1 protein-coding gene and 1 pseudogene are annotated in these 671 nt (G+C 49.2%); one reads left to right on the forward strand and one right to left on the reverse strand.

The annotated features are described in order from the left end of the window. Positions 1–380, forward strand: a pseudogene (locus tag R7P74_RS26830) (YifB family Mg chelatase-like AAA ATPase); the annotation flags it as partial. Between the two features lie 56 nt (positions 381–436). Here the strand turns inward: R7P74_RS26830 and R7P74_RS26835 are convergent. Continuing rightward, positions 437–671, reverse strand: a 235-nt coding sequence (locus tag R7P74_RS26835; RefSeq protein ID WP_318123703.1) for a DUF2860 family protein, incomplete at its 5' end; no start/stop codon positions are given.

The following is a 671-nucleotide window of genomic DNA, read 5'->3' on the forward strand; positions in this document are numbered from 1 at the left end:
TGTCGTTAGAAATTCCATCCTTACCGAAAGGCACGTTGGCGGAAGGTGGTGATCGAGGTGAACCCACGGAACTCGTCAAAGAGCGCGTCAGTCTTGCTCGCGAGAGCATGCTCAATCGAAACGGCAAAGTCAACGCACTGCTTGGCAGCCGTGAGATTGAGGCATTTTGCCCGTTGCAAAAAAGCGATGCGGAATTTCTCGAAACTGCACTACATCGGCTGGGGTTATCGATTCGTGCCTATCATCGCATCATTAAAGTGGCCCGCACGATAGCGGATTTAGATGGTGCTGAGCAGATTGAGCGTTCTCATTTGGCGGAAGCGCTCGGGTATCGCGCGATGGACCGATTGCTGAAACAACTCACGGCTCAAGCCGTGTAGTGGTCATTTGAGAGGAGTTCGCGGCGAGTATTCACATGTTCGCCGCGAGAACCATGTTAGAAGCTGTAGTTAAAGCCTAACGACAAAAGGTATTCATTTTCGTCATAAAAGGTGATGTTTGAATCGGTTTGGCTATAACCCGCGAAGGAAATGAACGACCAGTTTTGCCAATCAAACACGTTTTGGTATTCGTAAGCGGCAAACAAGCTCAAGGTGTCATCACTGCGCGTTTTTGCAAAAGTTTGGCTAGCCGATTGATAATCTTTGAGTGCATAGCCTGCGGTTAAGGCT

It is taken from the genome of Vibrio sp. 2033, from assembly GCF_033339735.1.